Genomic DNA, 16,746 nt, shown 5'->3' with positions numbered 1-16,746 from the left:
CGGACCCGTTGCCGGCCGGGAACGCCCGAAAGGCGATCCGGCGCGGCCCGTGACCATCTCCTACATCGCCGAGACCGCCGGGGTGTCGATCCCCACGGTGTCCAAGGTCGTCAACGGCCGTTCCGGCGTGTCGGCGGACACCCGCGCCCGCGTCGAGGCGCTCATCCACGAGTACGGGTACCGCAAAAGCAACCGCAGGAACCTACTGGAACTCGTCTTCGGACAGCTGGAGGACCTGTGGGGGATCGAGATCATCCGCGGGGTCGAGCGGGTGGCTCGCGAGCACCGCGTAGGGGTCGTGCTGACGGAGTTCGGTCCGCGGCGTGACACGGGGGACCACCCGATCGACGACACGCTGGCCCGCCGCCCCGCCTGCGTCGTGACCGTGGCCCAGTTGACGGAGGAGCAGCGCGACAGGCTACGCGCCAACGACATCCCCTTCGTGGTCTTCGACCCCACGACCGAGCTGCCGGACGGCGTCCCCTTCGTCGGCGCGACGAACTGGGCGGGCGGCCGGTCCGCCACCCGCCACCTGATCGGGCTGGGCCACCGCCGCATCGGCATGATCTCCGGACCGGACGGGGTCCTGTGCTGCCGGGCCAGACTGGACGGCTACCGCTCCGCCCTGGAGGCCGCCGGGCTCGCGATGGACCCGGACCTCGTGGTGCGTGCCGACCTCACCAGGCAGGACGGCCGGACCGCCGCGCTCGCCCTGCTGGACCGAGCGGACCCTCCCACGGCGGTCTTCGCCTGCAACGACCTGCAGGCGCTCGGCGTCTACGAGGCCGCGCGGGAGCTGGGACTGCGGATTCCGGCGGACCTGAGCGTGGTCGGCTTCGACGACCTGCCCGTGGCCGCCCTGGTCGATCCGCCGCTGACCACCGTCCACCAGCCGCTCGCCGAGATGGCGGCGGCCGCCACCGAACTGGCGCTCGCCCTGGGGCGCGGCGAGCCGACGCCGCAGGTCGGTCTCGAACTGGCCACCACCCTCACCGTCCGGCGGAGCACCGCCCGGCCGGCGGATCACTGACCCGAGCGTGGCGACGCCCCGCCGGTGGGAGGCGCGGCGGGGCGTCGGTCGGAGGAAGGGCTCAGCCCTTGATGGCGCCGATGATCACGCCCTTGGTGAAGTGCCGCTGCACGAACGGGTAGATGAGGAGGGCGGGCAGCACGGCGATGGCGACGATGGCCATCTTGATGGCCAGCGTGGGGGGCGCGACGTGCCCGAAGCCGCTGACGCCCACGGTGGCGGTCGGCAGGGGGTTGGAGTCCACGACGTACTGCCGCAGGATCAGCGCGAGCGGCCACTTGCGGGTGTCGTCGATGAACAGCGTCGCGTTGAACCACGCGTTCCAATAGCCGACCGCGTAGAACAAGCCGATGACCGCCGTGACCGCCTTCGACAGCGGCAGCACGATCCGCCACAGGATGCGGAACTCCCCGGCGCCGTCGATGCGGGCGCTGTCGAGCAGCTCGTGCGGGATGTTCATGAAGAACGCCCGCAGCACGACGATGTTGAACGCCGACACGGCCGACGGCAGGATCAGCGACCAGTACGTGTCCTTCAGCCCGAGCGAGGCGACCATCAGGTAGGTCGGGATCAGCCCGGGGAAGAACACGAACATCAGCAGGACGCAGAACAGTATCGGCCGGTGGAACAGCGACCCCGGCCGCGACAGCGCGTACGCCCCGAGGACGCTGACGGCGAGGCTGACCGCCGTGCCCACGACGGTGACGCCGGTGCTGACCAGCACCGCGCGGCTGACCACGCTGTCGGAGAAGATCTGGCGGTACGCGTCGAGCGTGATGCCGTCCGGCACCAGCACCAGGCCGCCCACCCGGTTCACCGTCTCGGCCGACGACAGGCTGGTCAGCACGATCGTGTAGAGCGGCAGCAGCACGGCGAGCACGATGAGCGCCAGCGCGCCGCCCTTGCCGACCCGGCCCGCGAGCGATCCCGGCTCCTCCCAGGGCGCGAGCCCGGAGACCTTCTTCCTGCTCATGATCGCGAGTACACCCCCCGCTCGCCCAGCGCGTGCGCCACCCGGTTGGCCGCCAGGATGAGCACCAGCCCGACCAAGCCCTTGAACAGGCCGGCCGCCGCGCCGTACCCCAGGTCTCCGGTGCGCAGGCCGGACCAGTAGACGAAGGTGTCGAAGACCTCCGACACCTTGCTGCCGACCGCGCTGCGCTGCAGCATGAACTGCTCGAAGCCGACGTTGAGCGCGTCGCCGAGCCGCAGGATCAGCAGCAGCACGATGACCGGCCGCAGCCCCGGCAGCGTGATGTGCCACATCCGGCGCCACCGGCGGGCCCCGTCGACCGCGGCGGCCTCGTACAGGTTGGGGTCGATCGTGCTGAGCGCGGCGAGGAACACGATCGTGCCCCACCCGGCGTCCTTCCAGACCGTCTCCGCGGTGACCAGCAGGATGAACGTGTCGGAGTTCGTCATCCAGTCGATCCCGGAGTGCCCGTGGTCGCGCAGGATCTGCGCGATCAGCCCGGCGCCGCCGAACATCTGCTGGAAGATCGCGACCACCAGCACCCACGAGAAGAAATGGGGCAGGTAGACGATGCCCTGGACGAGGGCCCGCAGCCGCCCGGAGACCACGCTGTTGAGCAGCAGCGCGAGCGCGATCGGCACCGGGAAGTAGAAGACGAGCTGGAACGCGGTGATGCCCAGCGTGTTCACCACCGCGCGGATGAACTGCGGGTCGCCGAACAGCTGGGCGAAGTTGGTGAACCCGATGATCGGGCTGCCCAGGATGCCGCCGGTGAACGGGTTGTAGTCCTGGAAGGCGATGACGTTCCCCAGCGCCGGGATCCACCAGAAGCCGGTGACCAGCACCAGCATCGGCGTGGCCATGACCAGCAGCGGCCAGTCCCGGCGCAGCCGGTCCCCGAAGGCGCTTCGTCGTGCGACGGCCGGCCCGGCCTGGGCCGTCCCGGGCCGGGCCTCCGTCACACTCCTCGTGTCCGCGTCGGCGCTCACAGCCGGCCGTTCTCCCTGGCGACCTTCATGTAGAACTCGCGGGCCTCGTTGCCGCCCTGCTCCTGCCAGTCCTTGACGATCTGGGCCCACTCGGAGATCGGCCGCTTGCCGCGGAAGATCTCGTTCATCTTGTCCTCGGTCGGCTTGACCAGACCCGCCATCTTGGAGGGCACCTCGACCCGGATGCCGACGAACGGGTCGTTCTCCAGGTACTGCGAGGCCGTGACCTGCCAGCCGTGGTACGCCTCGACGTAGCCGGGATACTGGTTCTCGGTGATCGCGCCGGGCCGTCCGGACAGGAACATGTACGTCGGGGCGAACTCCTTGCGGCCGAGCGCGGTCTGCTGGACCTGCCCGTCCTTCAGCGTGAAGTGCTTGCCCTCGACGCCGTTGTTGACCAGGTCGAACTCCTGGGTGCCGTACGGCGCGGAGCACCAGTTGGCGATGCCGATCAGCTCGCGGGTGCGGGCGTCGCCGAGGTCCTTCTTGATGAAGCAGAACATGCCGGCGGGCTCGTTGCGCCACACGATGACCTTGCCGCCCGGGTGGGCCGGGTAGGGGTCCACCGCCCGCACATCGAACTTCGGGTTGCTGGGCAGGAACCGCCCGAACAGCTCGTGGATGGCGCCGATCCCGTCCTTGTACATGACGAGCTGTCCGGCGCCGAAGGGCTCCTTGTGGTCGGCGAACTGGTTGGCCACGACGTCCGGGTGGACGTACCCGGCCTCGAACAGCTTGGTATTGAACTCGATGGACTGCAGCCACTCGGGCGTCTCGTACTTGTAGATCAGCGTGCCGTCGGGCTGCTTGCGCCACTCGCGCGGGGCGCCGAACGCCCGCTGGATCTCCTGGTCCATGCCGCCGAACGCCCAGCGCTTCTTCTTCGGGTCGGTCAGCTCCTTGCCCAGCGTGAGCAGGTCGTCGGCGCTCTTGGGGTGGGACAGGCCGAACTCGTCGAGGATGTCCTGGCGAATGATCGTGGCGAACGGGTAGGGCGCGTTCTGCCACGGGATGCCCTGCAGGACGCCGCCGAACACGCCGTACGACCAGGCGGCGGTGTCGTAGTTGGCCAGCAGCGGGAACTCCTTGGCCTTGTCGCCCGCCAGGTAGGGCGACAGGTCGGCGAAGAGCTTGTTGGCCGCCTCGGTGAAATGGGCGATGGTGATCAGGTTCCAGCCCGGAATCTGGATCAGGTCGGGCACGTCGCCGCTGGCGAGGAGGGTGTTCAGCTTGTCGACGTAGGTGTTGCCGTCCGAGATGTTGAACCGGACGACCCCGCCGAGCCGCTCGTTGACGGCGTCGAAGTAGGAGTTCTCGCCGAGGCCGGGGGGAACGGTGCCCCACAGCGGGGTCATCACCTTCACCTCCGTGCCGCTGGTCATCGGCTTGGCGGTGACGGCCCGGACCATCGTGCCCGGCCTGGACAGGAAGCCGGGTTCGACGAATTCGGCGCCCGGCAGGTCGGGCGACAGGCCCGGCACCTGGAACGGCACCCGGGTGGGCACGAGGCCCTTGAGCTTGTCGGCGGCGACGGCGGTGCCCTTGGGCAGCTCCTTCTTGGCCGCGCAGCCGGTGAGGCCGGCGGCGGCGAGCGCGCCCGCGCCGACGATCCCGAGGAATCCGCGGCGGCTGGTCAGGGGGCCGCCGGGGGGTTGGCTCATTGGTGCGATCCTTCCGGAAAAGGTTCCTCGACGCAGTTAGTTCGTCAGGTGACCAAACAAATTAACCGGTTCACGGGGGTGGCGACAAGGTTTCATGAAACGTTCACGCCGTCCCCGGAATCGCTCGTACGGGCGATCCGCCGATCCGCCGGGCCGGCGATACTGCTGCGCTGTGTCACTCTCGTCCCTGAGGGCCGGTTGCGGAGCCGGTTCCGGGACCTTCCCCCGCCCGTCGTGGACGCGGCCCTCGTGCTGGCGGTGCTCGCCGCGCAGTCCGCGCCCGAAGCCCACGCTGCTGGACAAGATGTTCACGCTTCCGGAGGACGTGCCGATGTACGACGGCAACGATCTTCTCGGTGGGCTCGACCACCAAGGGCGATTCGGCCATGCTGCAGACCGTGGGACTGGCCGCCTCCGCCTCCTGAAAGCTCGTGAGCGAGGCGTTTTCCGAACACGAGGAGTGGGCGTGAGCGGTGCGATGGCGGCGGACGAGGCGGGAAACGAGCTGACCACGTTCCACCGGGTGGCGGAGCGGGCGATGTTCTCCGACGCTCCGACGCCGCTCGCGCTGGTCGCCGCCTGGCACCGGCACGCGCACCTGGACCGGCTGCTCCTCGTCTTCAACCGCTACCGGCAGTGCTGGGAGCTGCCGGGCGGCCTGATCGATCCCGGCGAGACGCCCCGGCAGGCGGCCGTACGGGAACTGCGCGAGGAGTCCGGGCTGCGGGCCGAGGGCCTCACGTTCGCGGGGTACGCACGGTTCGTGCTGGGGCCCGAGCGGCGCGCGGAGTACGCCGCCGTGTACGCCCTCCGCGTCGCGGGACCGCATGACGGGTTCGCGCCCAACGACGAGATCGCCGCGATCGGATGGTGGGACGGCACGACCCCGATGACGGGCCGGGTCCAGAAGCTGGACATCCTCCTGGGCCGGCTGGCCCGGGAAGCCCTTTTCGGCTGAGATGCGGGTCGATCAAGGGCGGACCGAAAATGGGACTGCCCGAAATTGACATGCGCTCGCAAACGGGATTGACAGTGACCGTAACGCCGCGAATGGCGCAATATTCAATTACCTGCGAGTATCTCCTCTCTGCTCTGAACCGGCGCTGACCAGCGGATATGGCGTAAATATCGCTGCCTGTGACTCAATATCTGATATTGCGGCCGCAATTCCGGATGTAGATGACATAATGCGTGGGAGCGCTCCCGCGCCATCGGCTGCTATCTCCGCAGCGCCATCCGGCACGCCTGCCCACGGGGCACGTTGGAAGGAAGGTGCCGCGTCTTCATGACGGCATTCGGCAAAAGTCCTCCGTCCGGGCCGCAGATCGACGGAAATGTTTCGGCGGACATGGTCCGCGCCGGCTCCCGCCCCTGGGCGCCCCATCTGTGGTGGATGGCCCTGGCGGTCGGGGCGGCCGGCTTCGCCTTCGTGTGGCTGGCCACGCCGCACGCCAGGGAGATCGGCTCGCCCTGGGAACTGGTGGCCAAGCTGTTCGCGTTCGCCTGCCTGTGCGTGGCGATCGCGGTGTTCCCCTGGGTGTCGCCCCGGCTGAACTGGCTGCTCTACGTCCCCTTCGTCTTCTTCACCGGTTACCTGATCCCGCGCGTCAGCTGGTTCTACTACGGGGACGGCGCGCGGGCCCAGGGCGACAGCTTCTACACGCACCTCTACCTGCTGCTCTATCCGGGCATCGTGCTCACGGTCGCCGCCGCCTACCGCATCGGCGGGGGCACCCCGGGCCGCTGCCTGAAAATCATGGTGAGCGGGGTCCTCATCGTGTTCTCGGGCTTCCTCGACCTCATGTGGTTCGTCGTCAACCCGGTCGAGATCCCCGAGGTCATCGACGCGCCGCACATCAACCTGTTCACCGGGGGGCCGATCTCGTTCGGCGCGACGATCGTGTTCGCGCTCGCGCACGTCCCGGTCATCGTCGGGGTCAACCTGCTTCCCCTGGACCGCTGGATCGGCCGCCTGCTGGGGGCAGGTGACCCGTGAGCACTGCCGTGAGCACTGCCGTGAACATCTCCGTGGCCGCGCCCGCGTACAACGAGGCGGAAACCATCGCGGCGGTGGTGGGCGAGTGGCAGGACTACCTGGACGGCAACCCTGCCGTGGGGGACTGGGAGATCGTCGTCTGCGACGACGGGAGCGGTGACGGGACCGGCGAGATCCTGGCCGCGCTGCGGGCGCGATGCCCGCGGCTCGTCGTGGTCACGTTCGACCGCAACCGCGGCGCGGGAGCGGCCATCGCGGCCGCCATCGCCCACACCCGGCTGGACTGGGTCGTGCTGCTGGACTCCGACGGCCAGTTCCCGATCGCCAACCTCGACCGCGTCCTGCCGCGCGTCCGGGCCGGGGAGGCGCTCGCGTTCTCCGGAGCCCGGATCAGGAAGGCCGACGGCCTGGCGTACCGCTGGGGATCGGCGGCCAGCGGCGCGGTCAGCAACCTGCTGCACGGGACGCGCTACCGCGACTTCAACTCGATCTTCAAGGTGGTGTACGGCCCGCTCTTCCGCGCGCTGCCGCTGGAGTCGGGCGGGATGAACTGCTCGACCGAGATCACCGCGCGGGTCGCCGAACTCGGGCACGAATGGGTGGAGGTGCCCATCGAGCACCGGGAACGCGGCGGCGGCAGCCGCGGCTGGCGATACTGGCGCGGCGCCCGCGACCGGGCCCTGTTCGTCGCCTACCTCGGCCTGCGCCACTGGCTGCTGCGCCGGGGCGTCCTGCGCCGTACGGCGCCCCAGCCGGACGAGCGGGTGCCGGAGGCGGTCGCGGCGGCCGCCGAGGAGGCCCGATGACCGTCGCGGTGACGATGTTCAGCGGTGGCCGGGGGGCGGCCGGCATCGCGAGGGGCATGCTGGGCACCCCGGGCGCCGGCCTGTCGCTGGTCGTCAACGGCTACGACAACGGCCTGTCCACCGGCGCGCTGCGCCGCTACCTGCCGGGGATGCTGGGGCCGTCGGACTTCCGCAAGAACCTCCTGCTCCACCTCGATTCCGCCGACCCGGCGCAGGCCGCGCTGGCGGCCGTCGTCGAACACCGCCTGCCGGCCGGGACGACGCCCGCCGGGCTCACCGCCGTCATCGAGGCGATCGCCCTGCGGCGCGGCCGGTTCGCCGCGTTGCCCGAGGCGGCCCGCGAGGCCCTCACGGCGGACCTGCGCGTGTTCGCCCGGCGGCTCGCGGCCCATCCGCACGGCCTCGACCTCGCCGACTGCGCGCTCGGCAACCTCGTGTTCGCCGGGGCCTACCTGCGGCTCGGCCGGGACTTCAACGCCGCCATAGACGCCTGCGTCCGCACGTTCGGCTCACCCGTACGGCTGCTCAACGTGACCAACGGGGAGAACGCCTTCCTGACCGCGCTCAGGAAGGACGGCGGACTGCTGGCCGACGAGGCCGACATCGTCGCGCCGCAGGACCCGGGCACGATCACCGACCTGTTCCTGCTGCGCGAGCCGGTCGGCGCGCGGCGGCGGGCCGAGCTGGAGGCGCTGCCGCCCGAGTGGACCAGGCGGATCCTGGGCCGCGAGCGCGCCGAGGTGACGCCGAACCCGCGGGCGCTCGAGGCGATCCGCGAGGCCGACCTCGTCGTCTACGGCCCGGGCACCCCGCACTCCTCGCTGCTGCCGAGTTATCTGACGCCGGGCGTGGCGGACGCCGTCGCGCGGAGCCGGGCGGCGGCCAAGGTGTTCGTCGTCAACACCCGCGAGGACCACGACAGCCGGGGGCTGACCGCGCCCGACCTCGTGGACCGCACACTGGCCCACCTCGGCGACCCCCGCAACGAGCGGCGGCTGGTGACCCACGTGCTCAGCCATCGCACGCCGGGCCCGGACGCTCCCGCGGTGCCGGAGGAGATCCTCGATCGCGGCGAGTGGGCGGGGGCCCGCTGGGTCACCGCCGACCTGACACACCCCGACCGGCCGGGCGTGCACCACGCGGAGCGTACGGCCGGGGCCCTGCTCGCCATCAGGGACGAGGCGGTCAGGGACGAGGCGGCCTTGGCGCGGGTCCGATGACGGCTCTCCTGGCGGACGCGTGCGCCCGGCGCGTCTGGCTGTTCGACCTCGACGGCACGCTCGTGGACTCCTGTCCCGCCCACGAGGCGGCCTTCCGGCAGGCCATCGCCGAGGTCGCGCCCGATCTCCTCGCCTCCTTCCGGTACGCCGACCACGCGGGCGCGAGCACCCGCGAAGTGGCGGTGCGCCTGCTGGGCGACACCGGGGAGGCGTCCCGGCTGGCCGGGCTGAAGCAGCGGCTGTACCGCGAGCGGGCCGGCGCGGTGGCCGTGTTCCCCGGCGCGCGGCGGCTGCTCGGCCACCTCGTCGCCGGGGGCCGCGACGCGTACCTCGTCACCAGCGGCAGCCGGGCGTCGGTCGAGCGGGTGCTCGCGGCCTCCTCCCTGAATGCGTACTTCCGGGGCGTGCTCACCAGCGACGACGTCCCGGCGAGCAAGCCCGACCCGGCGTTCTACGCGTACGCGTGCGACCACTGGGGCCTCGACCCCGGCGCGGCGGTGGTCCTGGAGGACTCCTCGCACGGAGTGGCGTCGGCGGTCGGCGCGGGCCTGCCGACCCTGCACGTCCACGTCGCCGAGCCCGCTCCGGGGGCGGTCGCCGTGCGCGACCTGGAACAGCTCGTGTCTCTCCTGGACCCGGAGGTGTGCGGTGCCGGCTGAACGCGTGTGCGCGGTGATCCCGGCGGCCGGGCGGGGGACCCGCCTGGGCCTCGGCATCCCCAAGATCATGGTGGAGATCGCCGACGGCGTCACCGTGTGGCATGTGCTCCACGAGCGGCTGCGGCCGCTCGTGGAGCACATCCACGTCGTGATGTCGCCCGAGGGCGAGGGGCCGTTCCGCGCGCTGGCGGCCGGGCGGATCGAGAGCGGCGCGGTCTCGGTGAGCGTCCAGGGAAGGCCCACCGGCATGGGCGGCGCGATCTTCGGCGCCGCCCCGCACTGGGACGCCCACGGCACGATCCTCGTCGTCTGGGGCGACCAGGCGGGCCTGTCGCCGGTGACGGCCGGCCGTGTCGTCGAGGCGCACGAGAAGGGGCTCACGATCCCGCTGGTGCCGATGCCCGACCCGTACGTGGAGTACGAACTGGACGACGACGGGACGCTGCTGCGGGTGCGCCAGTCGCGGGAGGGCGACGAGTGCCGCCCCGGCGGGCTCAGCGACGTGGGCGTGTTCTGCCTGAGCACGGAAGGGCTCCACGAGGCGTGGACGCGCTACCTCGACGAGGCGGCCCCCGGCGCCCGCACCGGAGAGGTCAACTTCCTGCCGTTCCTGCCCTACCTGTCGCGGGAGCGGGGCTGGCCGCTGACGGTGGTGCCGGTGACCGACCCCGACGAGGCGCGCGGCGTCAACACGGCCGACGACCTCGCGTTCGCCCGGCGGGCACACCAGCGGTGGGCGCGCTGACGGATCGGGCGGCCGGGCTCCTGGCCGCCCACCGCTGGGCCGCGGGGCCCACGCTGGTGAGCACCGTGGCCAGCGGCACGGCCGCCGCCACCACGCTCGTCATCGCACGAGGGGTGGGCGCCGCGGCGTTCGGCCACTTCACCGTCGTCCTGTCGATCGCGCTGATCGTCACGGTCGGCATGCTGATGAGCCTCAACTCCGTCATGTTCCAGGAGCTGCCGCGGGCCGAGTCCGCCGCGCGGCCGGCCCGGCTGAGGACGGAGCTGGTGACGACGGCGTTGTCGTGCACGCTCGTGCTGGGCGCGGCGGTGTTCGCCGTGGGGATGCTGGCCGCTCCCTTGCTGACCGGCGTGCTCGGCGTGGACACCCGCACGCTGGCCTTCGCCCTGGCGCTGGCGCTGTCGATGACGCTCAACCAGCTCACCGAGAGCTTCCTGCGCGGGCTGAAGAGGTTCCGCCTCGTCGCCGGGCTCAAGCTCGCCGTGGCCGTCGCCTATCTGGGCGGGGCCGCGTTCTTCCTGCTGGTCCTCGGCCTGCGGGACGCCGAGCCCTACCTGGTCGCGCTGATCGGCACCAACCTGGTCTTCGCCCTGCTGTCCTTCGCCGGGTTCGAGGTCGCGCCGCGGGCCTGGTCGCGGGCGCTGGCCCGCTCGATCTACCGGCACGGCGCGTACGTCACCGTCATCGGCGCGCTCACGGCGGTGGTCTTCGGGGTCGACGTCATCTTCCTCAACCACTGGGCGCCCCGGGCCGGCGTCGGGGTCTACTCCGTTTACAACGGCTTCCCCAAACGGCTGCTCGGCGTGGTGTTCACCGACGGCGTCGGCCTGGTGCTGCTGCCCACGCTGGCGACGTCCGACAAGCCCGCCGTGATGCGGCGCATCGCCCGGCTCGCCCCGGCCGTGTTCGCCGCGACCGCGGTGTTCGCGTTCGCGGCGAGCACGGTGTTCTTCCTGCTGGTGGGGGGCGAGTATCCGTACTCGCTCGGCCTGATGGCGCTGTCGGCGATCGGGATCGGCGCGCACACGGTCTTCAACCTCCAGCAGGTCGCGCTGACCATGGACGGCGTGCGGGGCGCCAGGGTGCTCATCGGCTGCCTGCTGGCCGGGACCCCGCTCGCGCTCGCCTGTCAGGCTGCGCTGATCGCCTGGCAGGGGCTGGCCGGCGGCCTGGTGGCCTTCGCCCTGAGCAATCTCGTCCTCGTGGCCGTCGTGACGGCCGTCTCCGCCCGGCTCTACCGGCCTGCATTGGAGGTGCGCGGGTGAGGATCGCCCACGTCATCAACCAGTTCCCGCCCAACATCACGGCGGGGCTCGGCCGGTACGCCGAGCTGATCGCGCCGCACCTGTCCCGGCGCCACGAGATGGCGGTCCTCACCGTGAACGACGGCCGCCTGCCGGTGTGGGAGCGGACCGGCGGCATCACGGTCTACCGTCCGCGCGGGCGGCTGCTCGGGCTGCTGGTCGGGGCGATCGCCCGCCGCAGGCGGCTCAACCGCACCCGCGGCGTGGAGTTCCTCCTGCTCGCGCTGACCGTCGTGGTGAGCAACTGGCGCTACTTCCTGCTCCTGCGGCGGCTGCGCCCCGGCCGGCGGCCCGATCTCGTCGCCGTCCACGACTCGACGAACTTCCTGTGCGGCCTGCTCTGCCACTACCTGCTGCGCCTTCCGGTCGTGTTCCACGTCCACACCACCGAATACGGCGTTGCCCCGCAGCGCAGCATCGCCGACCCGCTCAACCTGTTCGCCGCGCTGGAGAGGTGGCTCGCGCGGATCTCCCGGCGGGTCGTGGTCGCCACACCGGAGGTGCGCGAGCAACTGCTGAGGGCGGGCTGGGACCGCTCACCGATCGACGTCGTCCGCCTGGGCGGCACGTACGAGCGGGTGGTCGCCGACCCCGCGTTCGACCACGGCAAGCTGCGCCTCGGCGCGTTGGACCTGCGCGCCCGGCTCGGCATCGCCGAGGGGGACCGGGTGCTGCTGTTCGTCGGGCGGATCGAACGGCAGAAGGGGATCTACCAGTTGCTCGAGGCCATGCCCCGCATCCGCGCGGCGGTGCCGGACCTGCGCCTGGTGATCGTGGGCGAAGGCGACGAGGCCGGCGTCGCGCGGATCACCGCCGAGGCGGGGCTCGGCGACCGGGTGCTGACCTCCGGCGGCTGGGTGTCGGGGCAGGAGCTGCGGGAGTACTACGCGATGGCCGACGCCTGCGTCTTCCCCTCGCTCTTCGAGCCGTTCGGACTGGTGGCGACCGAGGCGATGGCCCTGGCGCGGCCGGTGATCCTGGGCGACGGCTTCTCCAGGATCTTCCTCGGCGATCCCGCGGAGCCCGCCGTACGGTTCGTGCGGGCGGCCGACCCCGGCGACATCGCCGGCGGGGTGATCGAGGTGATGACGGACGCGGACCTGCGCCGGGCGCTCGCCTCGCGGGGCGAGCGGCTGGTGCGGGAGACGCTGAGCTGGAGCCGCGCCGCGGAGGAGACGCTCGCCGTCTACGCGAAGGTGCTCTCGGGGACGGCGCGATGATCTCGCTCGTCGTGCCCTGCTACAACGCGGCCAGGACCTGCGGTTGTGCCTGGAGTCGGTGCTGGCGCAGACACGCGTGCCCGACGAGATCGTCGTGGTCGACGACGCGAGCACCGACGGCTCGGCGGAGATCGCCGAGGAGCTGGGCTGCCGGGTCGTCCGTCTGCCGGAGAACCGGGGCGTGTCGGCCGCCAGGAACGCCGGGATCGACGCCACCACGGGGGATGTGATCTTCTTCCTCGACTCCGACGTCGCGCTGCGGCCCGACGCCGTCGCGAACGCGACGGAGCTGCTGGAGCACGACCCCGAGGTCGGCTGCGTCCACGGGGTCTACGACACCGTGCCGCTCATCGACGACGGGCCGGTCGAGTGGTATCGCATCCTGCACGCCGTGCACTGGCGCCGCCGCCATCTCGGGGAGGTCAACAGCGTCGTGTTCGCCCTGGCCGCCATCCGCCGCGACGTGGTGCTCGCCGCGGGCAGGCTCGACGAGCGGCTGCGCGACTGCGAGGACGTCGAATACAGCAGCAGGCTCGCCGTACGCAGCCGGATCGTGCTGACCGACACGGTCGTCGGCCGTCACGACGACGGCAGCCGCCTGCTGCCGATCCTGACCGAGCAGTGGCGGCGGGCCCTGCCGCTGATCCCGCTCGCGCTGACCACCACCCGGCGCGGCGCGGCCAAGCCGGAGCACGCCAACAGCCCGGGGGGCATCCTCTCCTGCGCCCTGGCCCTGGCGGGCCTGGGGCTGGTGCTGCTGAGCCTGCCGTTCGGGCTGTTCCACCCCCTGCTGCCGGTCGTTCCCGGCGTGTTCGTCGCCGGGTTCGTCCTCGCCGATCCGGAGCTGGTCGGGTTCGTACGGCGGCAGCGGGGGCCGGTCTGCCGAGACCGCGTGAGACGTCAGGCGCAGCCCACGCGGCCGGTGCTCAGCGCGATGTCGTCGAGCCACAGGTCGTACGCCGCCGGTGAGGGGTTCGGCTGGTAGAGCTGCCAGCCGATCTTGACGGTGTCGAAGCGGGGGAAGACGAAGTCGACGTCGTTGCCGCCGTGGGCGCGGGTGGAGACGGTGAGGTCGGGCTGGGCCACGCCGTCGAACCAGACCGAGATCGTGTTGTCCGCGGGGTCCATCCGCCACTCGACGCACTGCCACACCCCGGCCCGGGAGGGGGCCGACTCGCGCCAGTTGGTCCAGTCGCCCGTGGGGCCGCCGTCCGCGCCGACTCCCCACAGGTCCTTGCGCAGGGTGGGGACGTACTGGCCGCCGAGCGGCCGGACGATCTCCGGGCCCGCGCCGGTGGCCTCGATGAGCGTGTAGTGGGCCCAGTCGGGCGCGGTGGGAAACGCCTTGACGCGCAGCCGGACGCGGCCGTAGAAGCCGTTGCCGGGCGGGGCGAAGTCGTCCACCTTGAGGAAGGCGCGCCCGTTGCCCTCGGTGTGGACGTGCAGCACCTTCTGGCCGCGTTCGGCGTGCTCCACGGTGAGTGTGCCGTGCTTGGTGTCGACGCCCCACCCGAGGCTGGCCGCGCCGCCGACCGGCAGCGACTGGAAGTCCTCGCAGAACAGCGTGCCGCCCTTCGCGCAGGTCCCCGGCCCGTGACCCGGCCCGTGACCCGGCCCGCGATCCGGCCCGGGAGACGCGGAGGCGGCCGGGGCCGCCGTCAGCGGCAGCAGCAGGGCCAGACAGGCCGCGGGTAACAGTCGTCGCACGACGCGCTCCTTTTCCCGGTGACAGGGCACTCGTAAGGTACGGCAACTGGGAGCGCTCCCATAAGAGGGGTGCCGAAGATCGATGAAAGGGCCGGATCGCGCGGATAATCTACACGTGAAAGGACCTTCCCGGCGATTATTTCTCCAGTTCAGCGGGCTCGCCGCGCTGCTCGCGGCGTGCGCTCCCCCCAAGGACAGCCGCGAGGAGACCCACGCCGGAGCCTTCGCCCTGCTGCGCCGCCGCTGGCGGGAGAGCGCGCTCGGCCACCCGGGCATGTTCGATCCGGCGCGGGAGCCGTACCGGACCCGGCTGGCGCGGCTGGGCGCGCAGGCGCGCCGGCACCGCGACGCCATGGCGCCCACCGCGGGATCCCTCTGGCCGGACCTCCCCTTCCCCTCCCTCGGCGCCACCCCGGCGCGGCTGCGGGCCATGGCCCGCGCGTACGCGCTGCCGGGGACCGGGCTGACCGCGGAGCCGGGCCTCGGCACGGCGGTCGGCGCGGGGATCGAGCACTACGTGCGGCACGTGTACGCCGCGGACGCCGAGCAGACCGGCAACTGGTGGGACTGGCAGATCGGGACGCCGAGGTCGCTGCTCGACGCCGCCGTGCTCGCCGCCCCGCACCTCACGGACACGCAGGGCGCGGCGCTGTGCGAGGCGGTGGACACGTTCGTCCCGGAGAGCCGCCTGGACGACTACGTGGGCAACAGCACCGGGGCGAACCGGGTCGACCTGTGCACGGTGACGCTGCTGCGGGCGATCGCGGGCGCGGACCCCGGCCGGGCCGCGCTCGCGGCCGCCGCGCTCTCCCCGGTCTTCCGGTACGTCACCGAGGGCGACGGTTTCTACCGGGACGGCTCCTTCGTCCAGCACGGGTCGGTCCCCTACCAGGGCGGGTACGGCGCGGTGCTGCTGACCGGCCTCGCGACGCTGTTCGCGGTGCTGCGCGGCACACCGTGGGAGATCACCGACCCGGCGGCGCGCACCGTCCTCGACGCCGTGGACCGGGCGTTCGCCCCCTTCGTCCACGACGGCGCGTGCATGGACCTCGTACGCGGACGCGGCGTCGACAGGCGCGCGTTCGGCGACCACCGGAGGGGCAGGGAGATCGCCGCGGCGGTCCTGCTGCTGGCCGAGACCGCCCCGGAGGCCGAGCGGGCCCGATGGCGGGCCATGGTCAAGGGCTGGGCCGTGCGGGACACCGTGAAACCGATGCTGGAGGCGGCCGAGGGGGCGGCCGAGGCGAGCGACCTGGCGTTCCACGCGCGGCTGTCGGCCGTGCTGGGCGACGCGACGGTCCCGGCCGCCGCCGAGCCCGCCGGGCACCGCCTGTTCCCCATGAGCGCCCGCGCCGTCCACCGCGCCTCCGGATGGTGCGCGGCGCTGAGCATGGCGTCCTCCCGCGTCGCGCACTACGAGCACGGCAACGGCGAGAACCTGCGCGGCTGGCACACCGGCTCCGGAATGCTCTACTGGTGGGCGCGCGGGCACGGCGACCACTACTCCGACGCCTTCTGGCCCACCGTGGACCCGTACCGGCTGCCGGGCACGACGGTCTCCACGCGGCGCCTGCCCGGCGGCGCCGGCGGCGAGTGGGGCGACACCTGCCCGCCGGCCAGGTGGGTGGGCGGCGCGACCGACGGCGTGTACGCCGCCGTGGGCCAGCACCTGTTCGGCCTGGAGAGCACACTGGAGGCGTTCAAGTCGTGGTTCTTCCTCGACGACGCCGTGGTCTGCCTCGGCGCGGGCATCACCTGCCGGGACGGCGTGCCGGTCGAGACCGTCGTGGACAACCGCAGGACCGGCGCCCGGCTCACCTCCGGCACGGGGTGGGCGCACCTGGAGGACCACGGCGGCTACGTCGTGCCCGCCGGGCAGTCGCTGCGCACGCTGCGCGAGGACCGCACGGCCACGGGGGTCACCAGGGCCTACGCGACACTGTGGCTGGACCACGGCGTGGACCCGGACGCGGCCGGTTACGTCTACCACCTCATGCCGGGGGCGGGCCGGGCCGCGACCGCCGCCCGCGCCGCCGATGCCGGCTGGGCCCGGGTGCTCGCCAACACCTCCGCCCAGCAGGGGATCGAGGTCCCGTCGCTGGGTGTCACCGCGGTGAACTTCTGGACGGATGGACGCGCCGGAGGACTGGCGGCCTCCGATCCGTGCGCGGTCCTCGTGCGCGATCTCGGCGACGGCACGGCCACGGTTACCGTGGCCGATCCCCGGCGCGAGCTGGACGGGCTGACCGTGACATGGGACCGCCCGGTGGCCGCGGTCACGCGCGGGCACCCGCTCCTGGACCGCGCGGAGACCGGCGCCCGGCTCACGCTCACATTCGGCGCACTGGCCGATAGGGAGGGCGCCTCCTGCACGGTGACCGTACGGCTGAGGGCTTCGGTGGCGTGAGCGGCGTGAACGGCGTGTCATCATGAACG

The 16,746-nt window shown here is 72.1% G+C and carries 15 protein-coding genes; 11 read left to right on the top strand and 4 right to left on the bottom strand.

The window, feature by feature from the left end:
• Window positions 1–49: 49 nt before the first annotated feature.
• On the top strand, window positions 50–1,030 hold the full coding sequence (locus tag AAH991_RS01275; protein ID WP_346223609.1) for a LacI family DNA-binding transcriptional regulator: 981 nt from the start codon (window positions 50–52) through the stop codon (window positions 1,028–1,030).
• A gap of 61 nt (window positions 1,031–1,091) precedes the next feature.
• On the opposite strand, the gene AAH991_RS01270 is transcribed toward AAH991_RS01275, so the two are convergent.
• The 3 genes from AAH991_RS01270 to AAH991_RS01260 are packed head-to-tail and all read right to left on the bottom strand — an operon-like array spanning window position 1,092 to window position 4,653.
• A complete protein-coding gene (locus tag AAH991_RS01270; RefSeq protein ID WP_346223608.1) occupies window positions 1,092–2,003 on the bottom strand; it encodes a carbohydrate ABC transporter permease in 912 nt (303 codons plus the stop codon).
• Window positions 2,000–2,992, bottom strand: coding sequence for an ABC transporter permease (locus AAH991_RS01265; protein WP_428833912.1), 993 nt, complete (start codon window positions 2,990–2,992; stop codon window positions 2,000–2,002). Before AAH991_RS01265 ends, AAH991_RS01270 begins: the two co-directional genes overlap by 4 nt.
• Window positions 2,989–4,653, bottom strand: coding sequence for an extracellular solute-binding protein (locus tag AAH991_RS01260; protein WP_346223607.1), 1,665 nt, complete (start codon window positions 4,651–4,653; stop codon window positions 2,989–2,991). The genes AAH991_RS01265 and AAH991_RS01260 overlap by 4 nt, the downstream gene beginning before the upstream one ends.
• Window positions 4,654–5,119: 466 nt before the next feature.
• On the opposite strand from AAH991_RS01260, the gene AAH991_RS01255 reads away from it, so the two are divergent.
• From AAH991_RS01255 to AAH991_RS01215, 9 genes are all read left to right on the top strand, one after another.
• Window positions 5,120–5,611, top strand: coding sequence for an NUDIX hydrolase (locus AAH991_RS01255; protein WP_346223606.1), 492 nt, complete (start codon window positions 5,120–5,122; stop codon window positions 5,609–5,611).
• Between the two features lie 390 nt (window positions 5,612–6,001).
• On the top strand, window positions 6,002–6,649 hold the full coding sequence (locus AAH991_RS01250) for a hypothetical protein (protein ID WP_346223605.1): 648 nt from the start codon (window positions 6,002–6,004) through the stop codon (window positions 6,647–6,649).
• An 8-nt stretch (window positions 6,650–6,657) separates the two neighbouring features.
• Window positions 6,658–7,455 carry a glycosyltransferase family 2 protein gene (locus AAH991_RS01245; RefSeq protein ID WP_346223604.1) on the top strand — a complete coding sequence of 266 codons (798 nt, stop codon included), beginning with the start codon at window positions 6,658–6,660 and terminating at the stop codon, window positions 7,453–7,455.
• Window positions 7,452–8,675, top strand: coding sequence for a 2-phospho-L-lactate transferase CofD family protein (locus AAH991_RS01240; RefSeq protein ID WP_346223603.1), 1,224 nt, complete (start codon window positions 7,452–7,454; stop codon window positions 8,673–8,675). Before AAH991_RS01245 ends, AAH991_RS01240 begins: the two co-directional genes overlap by 4 nt.
• Window positions 8,672–9,334 (top strand): HAD family hydrolase, encoded by a 663-nt coding sequence (locus AAH991_RS01235; protein WP_346223602.1) that lies wholly within the window; start codon window positions 8,672–8,674, stop codon window positions 9,332–9,334. The genes AAH991_RS01240 and AAH991_RS01235 overlap by 4 nt, the downstream gene beginning before the upstream one ends.
• A complete protein-coding gene (locus tag AAH991_RS01230) occupies window positions 9,324–10,079 on the top strand; it encodes an NTP transferase domain-containing protein (protein WP_346223601.1) in 756 nt (251 codons plus the stop codon). The genes AAH991_RS01235 and AAH991_RS01230 overlap by 11 nt, the downstream gene beginning before the upstream one ends.
• The gene (locus AAH991_RS01225) at window positions 10,067–11,344 is read left to right on the top strand and encodes an MATE family efflux transporter (protein ID WP_346223600.1); all 1,278 of its coding nucleotides are present in this window, start codon (window positions 10,067–10,069) and stop codon (window positions 11,342–11,344) included. The genes AAH991_RS01230 and AAH991_RS01225 overlap by 13 nt, the downstream gene beginning before the upstream one ends.
• Window positions 11,341–12,603 (top strand): glycosyltransferase family 4 protein, encoded by a 1,263-nt coding sequence (locus AAH991_RS01220; RefSeq protein WP_346223599.1) that lies wholly within the window; start codon window positions 11,341–11,343, stop codon window positions 12,601–12,603. Before AAH991_RS01225 ends, AAH991_RS01220 begins: the two co-directional genes overlap by 4 nt.
• Window positions 12,604–12,661: 58 nt before the next feature.
• Window positions 12,662–13,588 carry a glycosyltransferase family 2 protein gene (locus tag AAH991_RS01215; protein ID WP_346223598.1) on the top strand — a complete coding sequence of 309 codons (927 nt, stop codon included), beginning with the start codon at window positions 12,662–12,664 and terminating at the stop codon, window positions 13,586–13,588.
• Here the strand turns inward: AAH991_RS01215 and AAH991_RS01210 are convergent.
• Window positions 13,504–14,310 carry a hypothetical protein gene (locus AAH991_RS01210; RefSeq protein ID WP_346223597.1) on the bottom strand — a complete coding sequence of 269 codons (807 nt, stop codon included), beginning with the start codon at window positions 14,308–14,310 and terminating at the stop codon, window positions 13,504–13,506. The genes AAH991_RS01215 and AAH991_RS01210 overlap by 85 nt on opposite strands.
• 115 nt (window positions 14,311–14,425) lie before the next feature.
• Here AAH991_RS01210 and AAH991_RS01205 point away from each other — a divergent pair, with 115 nt between their 5' ends.
• Complete coding sequence (locus AAH991_RS01205) at window positions 14,426–16,717, top strand: polysaccharide lyase 8 family protein (protein WP_346223596.1); 2,292 nt, start codon at window positions 14,426–14,428, stop codon at window positions 16,715–16,717.
• Window positions 16,718–16,746: the final 29 nt, after the last annotated feature.

This window comes from Microbispora sp. ZYX-F-249 (genome assembly GCF_039649665.1).
GTDB lineage: Bacteria > Actinomycetota > Actinomycetes > Streptosporangiales > Streptosporangiaceae > Microbispora > Microbispora maris.
Note: the sequence above shows the minus strand (reverse complement) of the source record. Positions and strands in the feature narration are given on the sequence as shown.

Bases quoted from the DNA above. Each gene is read 5' to 3' on its own strand.
- AAH991_RS01235 (WP_346223602.1), top strand. From the start codon at position 8,672: ATGACGGCTCTCCTGGCGGACGCGTGCGCCCGGCGCGTCTGGCTGTTC.
- AAH991_RS01270 (WP_346223608.1), bottom strand. From the start codon at position 2,003: ATGAGCAGGAAGAAGGTCTCCGGGCTCGCGCCCTGGGAGGAGCCGGGA.
- AAH991_RS01260 (WP_346223607.1), bottom strand. From the start codon at position 4,653: ATGAGCCAACCCCCCGGCGGCCCCCTGACCAGCCGCCGCGGATTCCTC.
- AAH991_RS01250 (WP_346223605.1), top strand. From the start codon at position 6,002: ATGGTCCGCGCCGGCTCCCGCCCCTGGGCGCCCCATCTGTGGTGGATG.
- AAH991_RS01240 (WP_346223603.1), top strand. From the start codon at position 7,452: ATGACCGTCGCGGTGACGATGTTCAGCGGTGGCCGGGGGGCGGCCGGC.